Here is a 15450-nt window from a genome sequence, read left to right as displayed (position 1 = left end):
GGACTCACGAGCTTGCCGCCTCAATGCAACTCGAAATCCATAGGGTATGGGCCTGTTAGCGGCCTTTAGTTTTATCACGTGCAATAAGCTGGCTGGCGATAACCATGACCAGCGACAGAACCAACAAAATGGTGGCCAGCGCATTAACTTCTGGTGACACGCCGACTTTAACCATTGAGTAGATTTTTAACGGCAGAATTTCATAACCTGGTCCAGTGACGAACGATGAAACAACCACGTCATCCATCGACAGGGTAAAGCTCAGTAACCAGCCCGCAGCAACCGCTGGCATCGCCAGCGGCAGAATGATTTTGCGCAGAATGGTGACTTCGCTGGCGCCCAGGTCTTTTGCGGCTTCCAGCATTCGCACATCGAATCCTTTCAGGCGTGAGTACACTGTCACCACAACAAAAGGCAAACAGAAGGTGATATGCGAGAACAGCAACGACCAGAACCCCAGTTGAATACCGATCAGCATAAACAGCACCAGCAGTGAAATCGCCATCACGATATCCGGCGACATCATCACCACGAACAGCATACCGCTGACAAACGGTTTACCGCGAAAACGGTAGCGGTAAAGCGCAACCGCCGTCAGTGAGCCGATCAGGGTGGCAAAGGTTGCGGATAACACGGCCATCGTCAGTGAATGCTGTGCCGCCTGCAGCAGGCTATCGTTGTTCATCAGCAGGCCGTACCATTTGGTGGTAAAGCCTTGCCAGTTGATGCCAAAGCGCGAGCTGTTAAAGGAGTTCACAATCAAAATAATGATTGGAATGTACAGATACGCGTAGATGGCGGTCATGAAACCACCGCGAAGCAGTCGACCGATCATTCGAGTTCCACCTTTTTATTCAGCAAGCGGGAGGCGCGCCAGTAAACTAATAACATCAGTCCCATCACGATGGTCAGGGTAATGCTGGTGGCGGCACCAAACGGCCAGTCACGAATGTTCAGGAACTGAACTTTTATCACGTTACCAATCAACAGGTTTTTCGCGCCGCCCATTAGATCAGACACGTAAAATAACCCCATGGCTGGCAGCATCACCAGCAGGCAACCGGCGATAATTCCCGGCATGGTCAGCGGAATGATGATGCGGGTGAAGGTCTGAAATTTGCTGGCACCCAGATCGCGCGCGGCTTCCAGTAGTGGCTTATCGAGTTTCTCAATGCTGGAATAAAGCGGCATAACCATAAACGGCAGCAGGATGTAAACGAGGCCGATAATGACCGCGCTGGGGGTGAACATAATGCGAATGGGGGTATCAATGACCCCGAGCCACAGCAGAAACTCGTTGAGATAGCCTTTGGTACTGAGGAAAATTTTGAGTCCATAGATGCGAATAAGCGAGTTGGTCCAGAACGGAACAATCAGCAGGAACAGCAGCAGTGGACGCACTTTTTCCGGCAGTTTTACCAAAAACCAGGCAAACGGATAGCCGAGCACCAGGCAGGCGAACGTGGCAATCAGCGCCATATTGAGGGAGTGAATCAACACCTCAAAGTAGAGCGGATCGAGCAGGCGAGCATAGTTTTCCAGCGTAAAGACCATTTTGACGAAATTCGCATCGTCACGGGTCAAAAAGCTGGTGCCAATGATCATCAGGTTGGGCAGGAAGACAAATAACACAAGCCAACCGACAATGGTGACGATCACCACACTCTGGAATTTACTTGTGTTCTTCATCAGCCAGTACGACCTCCCAACTTTCTACCCAGTTAATGGCCATTTTCTGGTCCAGAGAGTGATCGAAGTCAGGATCGTCTTCGTTGAAGAATTCGCTAACCATCACCATCTTGCCATTTTCCAGTTCGACAACCGACTCCAGCGTCATGCCTTTGTAGTTGCGCTCACGCACGTAGCCGATAAGTCCTTCGATGTGGTTGTCATCGTTGATCTCATCTACGCGCAGATCTTCCGGACGCAGCAAAACATGCAGTTTTTGTCCCGGCGTAACGCCGAAATTCACGTAGATGTTGCACTCTCGACCTTCAACGTTAGCACGAACGCGTTGTTCATCCAGACGTTCAATAACCGTCGCGTTGAACATATTGATCTCACCGATAAACCCGGCGACGAACAGATTTTTCGGCTCTTCGTAAATTTCTCGCGGCGTGCCGTCCTGCTCAATTTTGCCGTCACGCATCACCACGATACGGTCTGACATGGTCAGCGCTTCTTCTTGATCGTGAGTGACAAAGACAAAGGTGATACCGAGCTTACGCTGCAGTGCTTTCAGTTCGTTCTGCATCTGCTTGCGCAGTTTGTAGTCCAGCGCGGAGAGCGATTCATCTAACAATAGCAAACGAGGTTTGTTGACCACTGCACGGGCAATTGCCACACGCTGCTGCTGTCCACCGGAGAGTTGATGGGGTTTACGCTGGGCAAACTCTTCCAGTTGCACCATGCGCAAGGCTTCGGTGACGCGAGGTTGAATGTCGGCAGTCGGGGTCTTTTGCATGCGCAAACCGAAGGCCACATTCTCGAACACGGTCATGTGGGGGAATAACGCATAACTTTGGAATACGGTGTTCACATAGCGGTTTTCCGCAGGTACGTGAGTGATATCCTGGTTGTCCAGCATGATATGACCGGAATCAACCGTTTCAAGACCCGCAATCAGGCGAAGAACGGTTGTTTTACCGCAGCCAGAGGGGCCGAGCAGCGTGAGAAATTCGCCATTGTTGATGGTCAAATCCAGGTCGGAAATCACCTCTTTGCCATCGAAACTTTTGCGAATTCCCGCTAATTGCACCAGTGGAGAAAGCGAACGCGGTTGTTTATTCAATTTTTTACTCTGTCCCATGTAAACGCAACGGATGGCTGACCGCTGCGGGGTTTGTGGTTAACCACCTTGATGACTCTTAATGAGGGCGATTATTCTACGGCAAACCATTGTAATCGCCAATCCTTGTTGCGAATTACTGACTTACTCTTATAGTCAGAAGGGGTGTCAGAGACAAATATTCTCACTTGCGGGGATAAAAATGACCTGACGCAATATTTGTCTTTTCTTGCTTATTGATAATGTTGTCACGAAAAGTGAGGGTGACTGCATGGATAAACTACTTGAGCGTTTTTTACACTACGTGTCGCTGGACACTCAGTCCAAATCGGGTGTGCGGCAGGTACCCAGCACTGAGGGTCAGTGGAAGCTATTACAGCTGCTCAAACAACAGCTTGAAGAAATGGGGCTGGTTAACGTTTCATTAAGTGAGAAGGGAACACTGATGGCAACGTTACCCGCAAACGTTGCCGGTGATATTCCCGCGATTGGCTTCATTTCTCATGTCGATACCTCACCGGATTTCACGGGTAAAAACGTCAACCCGCAAATTGTTGAAAACTACCGTGGGGGCGATATTGCGTTAGGCATTGGTGATGAAGTTCTGTCGCCGGTGATGTTCCCGGTGTTACATCAACTTTTGGGACAAACGTTGATCACCACCGACGGTAAAACCCTGCTGGGCGCGGACGACAAAGCCGGAGTGGCGGAGATCATGACCGCGCTGGCTGTGTTGAAGCATAAAAACATTCCCCATGGCGATATTCGTGTGGCCTTTACACCCGACGAAGAGGTGGGTAAAGGGGCGAAGCACTTTGACGTCGCCGCATTTGATGCGAAGTGGGCTTACACTGTTGATGGGGGGGGCGTGGGTGAACTGGAGTTTGAAAACTTCAACGCGGCGTCGGTCAATATCAAAATCGTTGGTAACAATGTGCACCCTGGTACCGCAAAAGGGGTGATGGTGAATGCGCTGTCGCTGGCTGCTCGTATCCACGCAGAGGTTCCGGCAGATGAAAGCCCGGAAACGACCGAAGGTTACGAAGGTTTTTACCATCTGGCGAGTATGAAAGGCACCGTTGACCGGGCGGACATGCACTACATTATCCGTGATTTTGACCGTAAACAGTTTGAAGCGCGCAAACGTAAAATTATGGAGATCGCCAAAAAGGTTGGCAAAGGGTTACACCCGGACTGCTATATCGAACTGGTGATTGAAGATAGCTATTACAATATGCGCGAGAAAGTGATTGAGCACCCCCACGTGCTGGATATTGCCCAGCAGGCGATGCGTGATTGCGACATTGAGCCTGTGCTGAAACCTATTCGTGGCGGCACTGACGGTGCTCAGCTGTCGTTTATGGGATTACCGTGCCCGAATCTGTTCACCGGCGGCTACAACTATCATGGTAAACATGAGTTTGTGACGCTGGAAGGAATGGAAAAAGCGGTGCAGGTGATCGTGCGTATTGCCGAATTGGCCGCGAAACAAAAATAAAGAGTGTGTAGAGGCCGGATGGTGGCTTGCGCCTTATCCGGCCTACAGATACCTCATTCCGTGGGCCGGATAAGCGAAGCGCCATCGGCGCAGTCACTACTAATTTACCCTTCGAAGAACCAGTATCCGCTGTTAACCAGCGCGGCCAGCATGGCGAGGAAAGACGGATCTTCCAGCGCATCTTCAAAGTTCTCGGCTGTCAGCACAATATGGCTGGCCAGCGCCTCGAGGGCAGGGCGATGCGGTGAGTTAATTTTTTCACCGTTGACGTAAACCTCGTCGCCGACACGGATAACGCGTAATCCGCCCAGACGTACCAGCACATCCCCTTGTTTCAGCGCGTCGTAGATTTCGTCGGGCTGATAAGGTGGCTCCGGCGGGGCGACATCCAGCTCATGACGCGACTGGGAAATAAACTCCCCAAACCACTGTTTGAAATGTTCAGGTTGATTAATCAGCCCCAGCATCATTTCACGCAGTTTATCCATTTCTTGTGGCAGAACATCCGCCGGATGGTCGCGCGGCGGCAGGTCCGGGTCGCTGTAATAGGTGCTGCCCAGCTCACGTTGCAGAACGTAATCGGCGAATCCGCTGATTAACTCCCGGGCGTTCGGGGCGCGGAAACCGACAGAATAGTTCATCGCGTTTTCCAGCGCGTAGCCTTCGTGCGGGAATCCTGGCGGGATATACAGAATATCACCCGGCTCCAGCTCCTCATCAATGATGGCCTCGAACGGATCAACCTGCAGCAGATCCGGGTGCGGGCAGTGTTGTTTTAGCTGGAGTTTTTCGCCTACGCGCCAGCGACGACGACCGGTGCCTTGAATGATAAACACATCGTACTGATCCAGGTGCGGGCCAACGCCGCCGCCGGGCACGGAAAAGGAGATCATCAGGTCATCAATACGCCAGTCCGGTAATTCGCGAAACGGACGCATCAGCGCGGCGGTCGGTTCGTGCCAGTGGTTGACGGCCTGGACCAGCAGCGACCAGTTGTTCTCGCCGAGATGGTCATAGCTTTCGAATGGACCGTGGCTCACCTGCCATTTACCGTCCTGATGGCTGACCAGTCGGCTGTCGACTTCACTTTCCATCGCCAGTCCGGCCAGTTCATCAGGGGAAAGCGGATCGATAAAGTTTGTAAAACCACGCTTTAAGACCACCGGGCGCTTTTGCCAGTGGCGTTCGAGAAAGTCGGGCCAGTTGAGGTTTAATTGGTATTCCATAATGCGCATCCGCAGACTGTTGGTTGCTCCGATTATAACGGATGCTTAACCGGATAAGTGATCCCGGTACATAAATATTACAAACAACTTACTCGTCTTTATGCCCCGGGTGCTGACGGCCAAAAATGACCTCCATGCGCGCGCCGCCTAACAGGCTATCGCCTGCGATAATTTGCCCGTCATACTGCTCGGTAATTTCGCGAGCTACCGCCAGCCCCACGCCTTGCCCGGGGCGTAAGGTATCCACACGCTGGCCGCGATCAAAAACCACTTCACGCTTGGCTTGTGGAATGCCAGGACCGTCATCTTCCACCAGAATATGTAGGCGATCGTCGGACAGGTGAGCGGAGATCTCGACGAACTCCAGACAGTATTTACAGGCGTTATCCAGCACGTTACCCATGACCTCGACAAAATCATTCTGCTCGCCGACAAAACTGATTTCGGGTGAGATATCGAGACTAATAGTGACGCCTTTACGCTGATACACCTTATTGAGGGCGGAGGTTAGCTTATCCAGCAAAGGGGCAACCGGGTGCAGTTCGCGGCTGAGCATGGCGTTACCACCGCGCATGCTGGCGCGATGCAGGTAGTAGCCAATTTGCTGGGAAATGCGGCTAATTTGTTCCAGCATCACGGGTTCGGCATCCGTTACGCTCATCTTTTCATTGCGCATCGAGCGTAGCGTGCTTTGCAATACCGCCAGCGGTGTTTTCAGGCTATGGGTGAGATCGGTTAAGGTCGTGCGGTATTTATCGTAACGCTCACGCTCACTTTTCAGCAGTCGGTTGAGGTTACGTACCAGGCTAGTTAGTTCCCGCGTGGTGGCGGGATTGAGCATTTCACGGTGATGCTCCTCAAGTTCTCGGACCTCACGCGCCAGTGACTCGATAGGCCGTAAACTCCACCAGGCGGCGACCCATAGCAGCGGGATCACGAGCAGCAAGTTGGCGACCAATACATAGATAAACCAGCTCCAGACCATATACGAGCGCTTGAGCTCAATGGGGATAGTGTCGACAACGACAATGGTAAGCTGAGGCATGCGGGCGGTCTCAGGGTAGACGTTTACCGCCACCGAGTGGGTCATTTCGGCATCGTTATCATCTTCTCTGACTTCTTTAAGCTGCTGTTGCGCGGAGTGATCTTCGCGCAGTAACGTGCTGGTGGCATCGACATCGGCTTCTATTTCATGAAAACCATTCGTTTTTAACCAGTCCGGCTGAATACTGTGCGTCAGCCAGGGGACATCGCGTTGTGCCCACAACAATTTGCCATTTTCATCGTAGATCAGCGACATGGTGGGGCTTTGCATATCGAGATGTTCAGGCAGTTCGACCTGGAGCTTGCCGTCTTCCCATTTCGCGAGGGTGTAAAACAAGTTACTTTCACCGCGCAGAAGACGAAATGTGGTCTTATCAAAGCTTACGCTGTAACCCACCAGCGCGACCATACCATAGGCCAGTGAAAGCACAAGGACAACGCCAGCGGTCGCCAGCAAAAAGCGTACACGCAGCGATAACGGGAGAAAATGACGCAATAATTTGTTCATTAGCGCAGTTCGAAGAGGTAGCCCTGTCCACGTACGGTGGTGATCACGTCATCCGGATATTGCGCCTGAATTTTTTTGCGCAGACGTCCCATCAGTACATCGATGGTGTGGCTTTCACGCAGTTCTGCATCCGGATAAAGTTGTAGCATCAGTGAGTCTTTGCTGACCACTTTGCCGTTATTGCGGATCAGCGTTTCCATGATGGTGTATTCAAACGCGGTGAGTTTGATAACCTCATCATTCACTGATAATTCGCGGCGGGAAAGGTCAACCTGAAAAGGCGGCAGCGAGATAATTTGCGAGGCCAGGCCGCTATTGCGGCGCATCAGTGCCTGCATGCGGGCGACCACCTCTTCAATATGGAAAGGTTTTGTCACGTAGTCATCAGCCCCAGCGCTGAGCACTTCCACTTTATCCTGCCAGCCTTCGCGGGCGGTCAACACCAGAATGGGGAGCGAAACGTCATTGCTGCGCCAGCGGCGGATCAGTGACAAGCCATCTTCATCGGGCAGACCTAAGTCGACGATCGCAATATCTGGCAGATGTTCGTTAAGGTAATAATCTGCTTCCTTTGCATCCTCAGCATCATCAACCTGGTGGCCTGCATCCTGTAACTGAACCTTCAGGTGGTGACGTAATAAGGCATTATCCTCAACAACCAGTACGCGCATCTTCGTTTCTCCCTAAATTGACGGTATGAATAGTTTAACGCTGATTATGTGGCTGTGGGGATAAACATTTAATAAACCGAGGGGAATGTCGGAAGGTGGCATGAACGCCACATCTGGCCTACGCGAGATAAATGTAGGCCAGATAAGCGTGAGCGCCATCTGGCGCAGGATTGATTACTTCAACTCATCAACCATGGTGATGGCGCGACCAATATAGTTGGCTGGCGTCATCGCTTTCAGGCGCGTTTTCTCGTCTTCTGGCAGGGCCAGTCCGTCGATAAACTGCTTCATGCCTTCGGCGTCAACGCGCTTGCCGCGGGTCAGCTCTTTCAGCTTCTCGTACGGTTTTTCAATGCCGTAACGACGCATAACGGTCTGAATCGGCTCGGCCAGCACTTCCCAGTTATGGTCCAGTTCATCCAGCAGATGATCGCGGTTTACTTCCAGTTTGCTCACACCCTTCAGTGTGGACTGATACGCGATCAACGCGTAGCCAATTCCCACGCCCAGGTTACGCAGAACGGTAGAATCCGTCAGGTCACGCTGCCAGCGGGAAACCGGCAGTTTGCTTGCCAGGTGCTGCAGTACCGCATTAGACAGGCCCAGGTTGCCTTCGGAGTTTTCGAAGTCGATAGGGTTAACTTTGTGCGGCATGGTGGAAGAACCAATTTCACCGGCAATGGTTTTCTGTTTGAAGTGGTTCAGCGCCACATAGCCCCAGACGTCGCGGTCAAAATCGATCAGGATGGTGTTAAAACGCGCGACGCAATCGAACAGCTCAGCAATGTAGTCGTGCGGCTCAATCTGCGTGGTGTACGGGTTCCACTGAATACCCAGCGAAGTGACGAATTCTTCACTGAACTGATGCCAGTCAACTTCCGGGTAAGCGGCGATGTGGGCGTTATAGTTACCGACGGCACCGTTGATTTTACCGAGAATTTCTACCTGGTTTAGCTGGCGATACTGGCGCTCCATACGGTATGCCACGTTAGCCATTTCTTTGCCCAACGTAGAGGGTGTTGCCGGCTGGCCGTGCGTACGGGAGAGCAGGGGAATGTCACGATACTGCACGGACAGGTCTTTTACCGCATCGATAAGCTTGCGCCAGTAAGGCAGGATCACTTCATCGCGGGCGGTTTTCAGCATCAGCGCATGAGACAGGTTGTTGATATCTTCTGAGGTACAGGCGAAGTGGATAAACTCGGAAACAGCGTGCAGTTCCGGGATATCAGCGACTTTTTCTTTCAGGAAATACTCAACGGCCTTCACATCGTGGTTGGTCGTGCGTTCAATGGTTTTGATGCGCGCGGCATCTTCTTCATTGAAGTTAGCGACGATCGTATCAAGGAAACCGATTGCGTCGGCAGCAAAAGCAGGAACTTCCTTGATCGCTGCGTGCGCGGCCAGTTTTTGCAGCCAGCGTACTTCAACCTGTACACGGAATTTCAGCAAACCGTATTCGCTGAAAATCCCGCGCAGCGCGCTGACTTTATCGCCGTAGCGTCCATCGACAGGGGAAACGGCGGTCAGTGAGGATAATTCCATAGATCACAACTCCGGGGTTAAATGAGCAAGAATTTGTTTTGCCTGAGTGGTCAGGCGATTACGAGAAAACATGAGTTGCAGACGACCGCCACCGACCTGGTGCCAGAGTACGGCAGCACGAATGCCAGCCAGAAGCGACGCACGGACTTTGGCCTGAACCTGCGGGCTCTGGAGGATAGCTGGGGATCCCGTGACCTGAATACGTGGGCCGAGCGGGCTGATGACGTCAACATAAATGCCCGCCATTGCGCTCATTAACGTTTCTGACTGCAAATCGAAATGGTCTAGCTGGCGCTGCAGGCCATTAATACGGTCCCCCAGCGTGTCCATTGCGCCCTTGGCGGCTGACAGCTTGCGCTCCAGCACCATCAGGCTCAGGGTATAGCGGGTGAGTTCCGCGTTCAGTCCCTGACGACTGCTGGCGTTCAGTACACCGAGCAGCGTTTCAAGGCCCAGACGCAGATTGGCTTCACTGCCACCAAACACGCCCAGCGTAGAATTGGGATTCATATCAATAACACTGTTGAGTGAAACGTGTAGTGCATCGGCATCACAGTGCCCCTGGTGTGCCAGTTGTTGCACCAGGCGAGCCGACTGGCAAATGCCTGCCAGAGCGAGGGTGATGTCATAATAATTCTTTGCCACGTTCACTGCTTCCTTGTATTAGATATGTAGATAAATTATACCGGCAGAGGCAGGCGCTGCTCGATAATTCCGCCACCGAGGCACACTTCGCCGCAGTAAAAGACGGCCGACTGACCTGGCGTCACCGCCGCAACCGGCTCGTCAAAAATCACTTCAATACGTTCGTCATCCAGCGACTTAACGGTGCACGGAATATCGGTCTGACGATAGCGGGTTTTCACCGTACAGCGCATTGTGCCGGAGAAGGGTTCGCGATCGACCCAGTGCAGCTGTTGCGCGATCAGGCCAACGGACATCAGACGCGGGTGATCGTGACCCTGAGCGACAACCAGAATGTTGTTCTCAACGTCCTTATCGACCACATACCACGGATCCTCGGTCCCTTCTTTGGTTCCGCCGATACCCAGACCTTTACGTTGGCCCAGAGTGTGATACATCAGCCCCTGGTGCTGGCCGATTTCTTCGCCATCCACGGTGATGATTTTTCCTGGCTGAGCCGGAAGGTAACGGCCAAGGAACTCGCGGAATTTACGTTCACCAATAAAGCAGATGCCGGTGGAGTCTTTTTTCTTCGCGGTAATCAGGCCCAGATCTTCGGCGATTTTGCGCACCTGCGGTTTTTCCAGTTCACCGACCGGGAACAAGCTTTGGGCGATCTGCTCGTGACCGAGCGTATAGAGGAAATAGCTTTGGTCTTTATTGCCGTCGAGTCCACGCAGCAGGCGGCTTTTGCCGTCGACGTCCGCGCGGCGCACGTAGTGACCGGTGGCGATGAAATCGGCACCTAAATCTTCAGCGGCAAATTCGAGGAAGGCTTTAAACTTAATTTCTTTGTTGCACAGAATATCCGGGTTTGGCGTACGACCCGCTTTGTACTCTTCAAGGAACAACTCAAAGACGTTGTCCCAGTATTCTGCGGCAAAGTTAACGGTATGCAGTTCAATGCCGAGTTTGTCGCAGACTGCCTGCGCATCTGCAAGATCGGCAGCAGCGGTACAGTATTCCTCACCGTCGTCCTCTTCCCAGTTCTTCATGAACAGGCCTTCAACCTGATAACCCTGTTGTTGCAACAGCCAGGCAGAAACGGAGGAATCGACACCGCCGGACATGCCGACGATCACTTTTTTTGGGCTTTCAGACATAGGAATACTCACGACATTGAACTTAAAGGCGGCATATTCTATCACGCAGCCCTTTACTTGACACCCTCTGTAAACGGCCAGTTAAATTCTCCGATCATTGCCAGCGGATACCGTTGCCCGCTCTGATAACAGCGAATGCTCTCAGCAACCAGCGGCGAACGCAGGTTCGGTGCAGATAAAATCGCTTCAGCGCTGACCCAACGACAGTAATCTATATCGTTGTCATGCGGCTCAGTAGCGCACATATTGGCAAGCTCAATAGAAAACAGAAAACGCAAGAACGGGGTTCTGTCCGGGGCTATCCATTGATGCATGCGAATAAAATGCTGCGGCTGCGCGGTGATGCCGGTTTCTTCCCACAGTTCGCGTGCAGCGGCTTGTACCAAGGTTTCGTCCGCTTCCAGATGCCCGGCAGGCTGGTTCCATAACGCTTTGCCGTTGATGGTTTCCTCAACGACTAAAAACTTATCCTCGGCATGTACAATGCAGGCGACGGTGACGTGCGGTTTGAACATGGTTCACCTCTTATTCTTCTTTAAAGCCTTCAGACACATCTGGCCAGCTGATCTCACCCGTGGCTTTATCGATACTGATATAGGCCACCGGAGGGGAGGTTTGTGGATCGGCGGCACCCCGGCAAAATTCGGTTTGGTGGTCTTCGCGCACGATGATTTCAATCGCGTTTTTCGCATTCCAGCTCTCATAAAAAACACATTGATAGTCATAACGCAAACTAAGAGTGGCGACCCGCGTGGCTGTATCTGTAGAGAGTGGATTGATGTCGTCGCGATAGCGGTCACCGCTGTTTAAAGGTTGCAGCTGTGATTTTTTCAACCAGCCGCGCACGCTATGACGATCGGCGGTGTAATAGACCACCTCAATAAAATCGTCTTTGGACTCTTCCTGAGCAGAAACCACGTTGCCGGGAACCAGGAACACGGAACTGTTGCGACACTGTGCATTTGGCATTGAATAGAATCCAGCGCGCGAGCTGCCGATGACCTGATAATAGTTGCTGGCGGCGGGGGGCATTTTTTCGCGTTGTGACATCGCTTTATTGGCCCATGCCTGGCAGGCAGGGCTAACAGGAAGCGGGTTAGCTAACGGCGTGAGCCCGTCAGCGGTAACCCAACCGGTAGCGAAAGTGCCGTTTGCGCCCCGGTAGCGGACGTAACGAAAAGGTTCGTCTTTGGACAGCATACCTGTGCTTTCATAACGCTGCGAACTTCTGAGCACCTCTACAGTGTCGCTATTGACCAAAAACGCCGGGAGCTGGCATCCGCTGGCTGGTGCAGAGTAGAAATGCAGACGAGAGTCAGCGCTGACGTTGGCAGTGGCGTAAAGATAATTTGCCTCTCCCGCCGCGATCCCGGCGAGCGTTTCACAGTTCTGTTTTGCATAACAAAATGGTGAAACTCCGCACAACATGAGCGCTGCAACGATCCGTTTATCCATATGCCGTGTTCTTCCCTGTTAATAGTTACGTTAAAAATGGATGCTACGGCTGCAGCTCACGCCATTCGCCGTTGGCGAGGTTATCCAGCGTGTAATCACCCATGGCATAGCGGATTAACCGCAGCGTGGGGAAACCCACATGCGCCGTCATGCGTCTCACCTGACGGTTACGCCCCTCATACAACGTGATTTTCAACCAACGGGTGGGAATGCTTTTGCGCTCGCGAATCGGTGGATTTCGCGGCCACAGCCAGTCAGGTTCAGCAACAACCTCAACGCCTGCTGGCAACGTTGGGCCATCATTGAGCGTCACGCCATTGCGCAGGGCATCCAGTGCCTCTGGCGTCGGCTCTCCTTCGACCTGCACGTAATAAATTTTTCCGGTGCGCTTACCCGGCTGCGTCAATCGGGCCTGTAATGCACCGTCATTGGTCAGTACCAACAGGCCTTCGCTGTCCCTGTCCAGGCGCCCCGCAGCATAGACGCCCTGTAAGGGAATAAAATCTTTTAACGTGCTGCGACCCGCTTCGTCAGTAAATTGTGGCAAAACATCGTAGGGTTTATTGAACAAAACCACGCGTTTTGGCTGGTTTTCTTTACGCTGTTTAGTGACTTGTCGTGAGCTGAATCGCTCAACCCGGTGATTTCTAAAAGAAGTTTTTTGCATGGTATTTTCAGATTATATCAATTGCCGCATTATAGCCTAAGAACGAGTGTCTTTCATGGCGACGAACAATAGGGTAGTATTGACACGCTCATTACAAATCATTAACAAAAAGTTGCTCTAACGCATCCGTGTAGCAGGACGCAAATGCACATGCAGCGTGATGACAGACGAGCAGAACCAGAAGCGCTCGAAGGAGAGGTGAATGGAAAGCAAAGTAGTTGTTCCGGCGGAAGGTAAGAAGATCACCCTGCAAAACGGCAAACTCAACGTTCCTGAAAATCCGATTATCCCGTTCATTGAAGGCGACGGTATCGGCGTTGATGTAACCCCACCGATGATCAAAGTTGTCGATGCTGCTGTCGAGAAAGCCTATAAAGGCGAGCGTAAAATCTCCTGGATGGAAATCTACACCGGCGAGAAATCCACTCAGGTATACGGCCAGGACGTCTGGCTGCCTGCTGAAACCCTTGATCTGATTCGTGACTACCGTGTTGCTATTAAAGGCCCACTGACTACCCCAGTTGGCGGCGGTATTCGCTCACTGAACGTTGCACTGCGTCAGGAACTTGACCTGTACGTGTGCCTGCGTCCGGTTCGTTACTACCAGGGCACCCCAAGCCCGGTTAAACATCCTGAACTGACCGACATGGTCATCTTCCGTGAAAACTCTGAAGACATCTACGCTGGTATCGAGTGGAAAGCCGACTCTGCTGATGCAGAGAAAGTGATTAAATTCCTGCGCGAAGAGATGGGCGTGAAGAAAATTCGCTTCCCGGAACATTGCGGTATCGGTATCAAACCGTGTTCCGAAGACGGGACAAAACGTCTGGTGCGTGCGGCGATTGAATACGCCATCGCCAACGATCGTGATTCTGTTACCCTGGTACATAAAGGTAACATCATGAAGTTCACCGAAGGCGCGTTCAAAGACTGGGGTTACCAGTTAGCGCGTGAAGAGTTTGGTGGTGAACTGATCGACGGCGGCCCGTGGGTGAAAATCAAGAACCCGAAAACCGGGAAAGAGATCGTTGTTAAGGACGTTATCGCCGATGCGTTCCTGCAGCAGATCCTGCTGCGTCCGGCAGAGTATGATGTTATTGCCTGTATGAACCTGAACGGTGACTACATCTCTGATGCCCTGGCTGCGCAGGTTGGCGGTATTGGTATCGCGCCGGGTGCAAACATCGGTGACGAGTGTGCACTGTTTGAAGCCACCCACGGTACTGCACCGAAGTATGCGGGTCAGGATAAAGTGAACCCAGGTTCCATCATCCTGTCTGCTGAAATGATGCTGCGCCACATGGGTTGGGTAGAAGCAGCCGACCTGATCGTTAAAGGTATGAGCGGTGCGATCAACGCGAAAACCGTAACCTATGACTTCGAACGTCTGATGGACGGCGCTAAGCTGCTGAAATGTTCTGAGTTTGGTGACGCGATCATCGAAAACATGTAATCCACATTCTGGGTTGTATGAGAACGGGAGCCGAGAGGTTCCCGTTTTTTTATACCTGCAAAATTCCTTCCCCAAAACTCTCGCCAAAACGTTTCCCCAAAACCAGGTTTGGCACTTATGTCAGCTTATCCGGTGCCAGGGGGGAAGAAACCGGACTGTTAGTTCAATTATCATTATATTAATGGATTGTTGTTCTCGACATCTTCCATGTATAAAAGTGTATCGTCGACAGAGTAGTAATACCGTTTGTTATCATTGACATCAGTAACCCATCGGAAAACGCCAGCACTAACAAGTGTTGTAATATATTCCCGAAATGTGGATTCCCCGGAAATATGTGCCTGGGCTGCTTTTTTTACTTGTTCAGGGTTCTTGGTTGTACTGACTTTTAATAAATCTCTTTTCCCTCTTATTAATATTACTTCATCATTCGCTGTAACAGCTCTGATGTTATCAGTAGCCAGGTAGTAAATATAATGAGCAATATTCTGGCGTTTCAGTTCAGAGTAAAACCACGAAAAATTATGTTCCTTTCTCACTTGCTCAAACATCTTTTCAAGAACAGTAACCTGATCCATCAGGGTTATAACCTATTGTTAGTTATGAGAGCGTGTAGTGTGCACGATCAGTTTTGTCGCTTCAATCTGGTCAGATCTCTTGGTGTGGTGCGGATAGCGAGGTCATGGGACGATTAAGGGTTCTCCCAGTAGGGGGCCTTGCTACGGGGCGGGTGCGGCGCGTAGCAAGGCTGGTTTTTGCATTTTCATCGGCCATTACTGTTAGGGAAGGTGCGAATAAGCGGGGAAAT

At 51.8% G+C, this 15450-nt stretch carries 15 protein-coding genes; 2 read left to right on the top strand and 13 right to left on the bottom strand.

Annotation, left to right across the window (positions count from 1 at the left end; all coding sequences use genetic code 11):
- Window positions 1-55: 55 nt before the first annotated feature.
- The 3 genes from potC to potA are packed head-to-tail and all read right to left on the bottom strand — an operon-like array spanning window position 56 to window position 2809.
- Window positions 56-835, bottom strand: coding sequence for a spermidine/putrescine ABC transporter permease PotC (potC, locus tag FDW88_RS17935; RefSeq protein WP_003030794.1), 780 nt, complete (start codon window positions 833-835; stop codon window positions 56-58).
- Window positions 832-1689 carry a spermidine/putrescine ABC transporter permease PotB gene (gene potB / locus FDW88_RS17930; RefSeq protein ID WP_096757407.1) on the bottom strand — a complete coding sequence of 286 codons (858 nt, stop codon included), beginning with the start codon at window positions 1687-1689 and terminating at the stop codon, window positions 832-834. The genes potC and potB overlap by 4 nt, the downstream gene beginning before the upstream one ends.
- Window positions 1673-2809, bottom strand: coding sequence for a spermidine/putrescine ABC transporter ATP-binding protein PotA (gene potA, locus FDW88_RS17925; protein ID WP_115258720.1), 1137 nt, complete (start codon window positions 2807-2809; stop codon window positions 1673-1675). The genes potB and potA overlap by 17 nt, the downstream gene beginning before the upstream one ends.
- Before the next feature lie 250 nt (window positions 2810-3059).
- Here potA and pepT point away from each other — a divergent pair, with 250 nt between their 5' ends.
- Window positions 3060-4286 carry a peptidase T gene (pepT, locus tag FDW88_RS17920; RefSeq protein WP_137363083.1) on the top strand — a complete coding sequence of 409 codons (1227 nt, stop codon included), beginning with the start codon at window positions 3060-3062 and terminating at the stop codon, window positions 4284-4286.
- A gap of 104 nt (window positions 4287-4390) precedes the next feature.
- Here pepT and roxA read toward each other — a convergent pair whose 3' ends face one another.
- The 9 genes from roxA to rluE form a co-directional block, all read right to left on the bottom strand.
- Window positions 4391-5512: a [50S ribosomal protein L16]-arginine 3-hydroxylase gene (gene roxA, locus FDW88_RS17915; RefSeq protein WP_096757404.1), complete on the bottom strand. Its 1122-nt coding sequence runs from the start codon at window positions 5510-5512 to the stop codon at window positions 4391-4393.
- Window positions 5513-5600: 88 nt separating this feature from the next.
- Entirely contained in the window at window positions 5601-7064 is a 1464-nt protein-coding gene (gene phoQ, locus FDW88_RS17910; RefSeq protein ID WP_137363082.1) for a two-component system sensor histidine kinase PhoQ, read from the bottom strand.
- Window positions 7064-7735: a two-component system response regulator PhoP gene (gene phoP, locus FDW88_RS17905; protein ID WP_096757402.1), complete on the bottom strand. Its 672-nt coding sequence runs from the start codon at window positions 7733-7735 to the stop codon at window positions 7064-7066. The genes phoQ and phoP overlap by 1 nt, the downstream gene beginning before the upstream one ends.
- Window positions 7736-7909: 174 nt before the next feature.
- On the bottom strand, window positions 7910-9280 hold the full coding sequence (gene purB / locus FDW88_RS17900) for an adenylosuccinate lyase (protein ID WP_096757401.1): 1371 nt from the start codon (window positions 9278-9280) through the stop codon (window positions 7910-7912).
- A 3-nt stretch (window positions 9281-9283) separates the two neighbouring features.
- Window positions 9284-9925, bottom strand: coding sequence for a high frequency lysogenization protein HflD (gene hflD / locus FDW88_RS17895; protein WP_117343114.1), 642 nt, complete (start codon window positions 9923-9925; stop codon window positions 9284-9286).
- Window positions 9926-9960: 35 nt separating this feature from the next.
- Window positions 9961-11067 carry a tRNA 2-thiouridine(34) synthase MnmA gene (gene mnmA, locus FDW88_RS17890; RefSeq protein ID WP_117342946.1) on the bottom strand — a complete coding sequence of 369 codons (1107 nt, stop codon included), beginning with the start codon at window positions 11065-11067 and terminating at the stop codon, window positions 9961-9963.
- Window positions 11068-11120: 53 nt separating this feature from the next.
- Window positions 11121-11582, bottom strand: a complete 462-nt coding sequence (locus tag FDW88_RS17885; protein ID WP_137363081.1) for an NUDIX hydrolase — start codon at window positions 11580-11582, stop codon at window positions 11121-11123.
- Window positions 11583-11592: 10 nt separating this feature from the next.
- Entirely contained in the window at window positions 11593-12522 is a 930-nt protein-coding gene (locus FDW88_RS17880) for a hypothetical protein (RefSeq protein ID WP_137363080.1), read from the bottom strand.
- A 43-nt stretch (window positions 12523-12565) separates the two neighbouring features.
- A complete protein-coding gene (rluE, locus tag FDW88_RS17875; protein ID WP_137363079.1) occupies window positions 12566-13189 on the bottom strand; it encodes a 23S rRNA pseudouridine(2457) synthase RluE in 624 nt (207 codons plus the stop codon).
- A gap of 202 nt (window positions 13190-13391) precedes the next feature.
- On the opposite strand from rluE, the gene icd reads away from it, so the two are divergent.
- Complete coding sequence (gene icd, locus FDW88_RS17870) at window positions 13392-14642, top strand: NADP-dependent isocitrate dehydrogenase (protein ID WP_115258716.1); 1251 nt, start codon at window positions 13392-13394, stop codon at window positions 14640-14642.
- Between the two features lie 173 nt (window positions 14643-14815).
- Here icd and FDW88_RS17865 read toward each other — a convergent pair whose 3' ends face one another.
- Window positions 14816-15220 (bottom strand): DUF1398 family protein, encoded by a 405-nt coding sequence (locus FDW88_RS17865; protein WP_137363078.1) that lies wholly within the window; start codon window positions 15218-15220, stop codon window positions 14816-14818.
- Between the last annotated feature and the right edge of the window lie 230 nt (window positions 15221-15450).

The organism is Citrobacter sp. wls829 (assembly GCF_005280825.1).
In the GTDB taxonomy this organism is placed as follows: Bacteria; Pseudomonadota; Gammaproteobacteria; order Enterobacterales; family Enterobacteriaceae; genus Citrobacter; species Citrobacter gillenii.
This window is presented reverse-complemented; position numbering and strand designations above follow the sequence as displayed.

Excerpts from the sequence above, each read along its gene's own strand:
- potC (WP_003030794.1), bottom strand. The coding sequence starts at position 835 with ATGATCGGTCGACTGCTTCGCGGTGGTTTCATGACCGCCATCTACGCG.
- potB (WP_096757407.1), bottom strand. The coding sequence starts at position 1,689 with ATGAAGAACACAAGTAAATTCCAGAGTGTGGTGATCGTCACCATTGTC.
- potA (WP_115258720.1), bottom strand. The coding sequence starts at position 2,809 with ATGGGACAGAGTAAAAAATTGAATAAACAACCGCGTTCGCTTTCTCCA.
- pepT (WP_137363083.1), top strand. The coding sequence starts at position 3,060 with ATGGATAAACTACTTGAGCGTTTTTTACACTACGTGTCGCTGGACACT.
- roxA (WP_096757404.1), bottom strand. The coding sequence starts at position 5,512 with ATGGAATACCAATTAAACCTCAACTGGCCCGACTTTCTCGAACGCCAC.
- phoQ (WP_137363082.1), bottom strand. The coding sequence starts at position 7,064 with ATGAACAAATTATTGCGTCATTTTCTCCCGTTATCGCTGCGTGTACGC.
- phoP (WP_096757402.1), bottom strand. The coding sequence starts at position 7,735 with ATGCGCGTACTGGTTGTTGAGGATAATGCCTTATTACGTCACCACCTG.
- purB (WP_096757401.1), bottom strand. The coding sequence starts at position 9,280 with ATGGAATTATCCTCACTGACCGCCGTTTCCCCTGTCGATGGACGCTAC.
- mnmA (WP_117342946.1), bottom strand. The coding sequence starts at position 11,067 with ATGTCTGAAAGCCCAAAAAAAGTGATCGTCGGCATGTCCGGCGGTGTC.
- FDW88_RS17885 (WP_137363081.1), bottom strand. The coding sequence starts at position 11,582 with ATGTTCAAACCGCACGTCACCGTCGCCTGCATTGTACATGCCGAGGAT.
- FDW88_RS17880 (WP_137363080.1), bottom strand. The coding sequence starts at position 12,522 with ATGGATAAACGGATCGTTGCAGCGCTCATGTTGTGCGGAGTTTCACCA.
- rluE (WP_137363079.1), bottom strand. The coding sequence starts at position 13,189 with ATGCAAAAAACTTCTTTTAGAAATCACCGGGTTGAGCGATTCAGCTCA.
- icd (WP_115258716.1), top strand. The coding sequence starts at position 13,392 with ATGGAAAGCAAAGTAGTTGTTCCGGCGGAAGGTAAGAAGATCACCCTG.
- FDW88_RS17865 (WP_137363078.1), bottom strand. The coding sequence starts at position 15,220 with ATGGATCAGGTTACTGTTCTTGAAAAGATGTTTGAGCAAGTGAGAAAG.